Source organism: Rhizobium hidalgonense, from assembly GCF_002914525.1.
Classification (GTDB): domain Bacteria; phylum Pseudomonadota; class Alphaproteobacteria; order Rhizobiales; family Rhizobiaceae; genus Rhizobium; species Rhizobium hidalgonense.
In genome coordinates, this window is the sequence record NZ_LODW01000134.1 from 1 (window position 1) to 463 (window position 463).

1 protein-coding gene is annotated in these 463 nt (G+C 61.8%); it reads right to left on the reverse strand.

Going from position 1 to position 463, the window contains the following annotated elements; translation table 11 throughout:
• A partial coding sequence (locus ATY29_RS34955) for a leucine zipper domain-containing protein (protein ID WP_133118228.1) occupies window positions 1–379 on the reverse strand: 379 nt, incomplete at its 3' end.
• Window positions 380–463 lie beyond the last annotated feature (84 nt).

Consider the following 463-nt stretch of genomic DNA (forward strand, 5'->3'; position numbering starts at 1 on the left):
GACGACGCACAGGCTCGGCCGGCTCGATATCCTTGAGGCGGGAGAGGCCTGCGCGCTTGAGAACCCGGCTCACCGTCGCTGCAGATACACCGGTTTCGATCGCGATGTGCTTGCCAGTCAGGCGCTGGCGGCGAAGCGTGATGATGCGCTCCGCCAGCGCCTGACTGGTCTGCCGGGGCATGGCATGAGGTCGGGAGGAACGATCGAGCATCGCCTCTCGACCACCGGCCTTGAAACGCTCGACCCAACGGGCGACGATCTTGGCCGCGACGCCATAGGCCTGTGCTGCCTGAGCCTGGGTCAGATGCCCTTCGATAACAGCAAGCGCCATTTGTTCCCGGCGCAACGGCGTCAGTCGGGCATTCTTATGAATGTTCATTCGCGGCGATCCTTCCGACTCGAGGTGTGATAGCTCCAGTCTCCTAAATCCGCTTTGAATGGACAACCTCCCGAAAGCTCACAA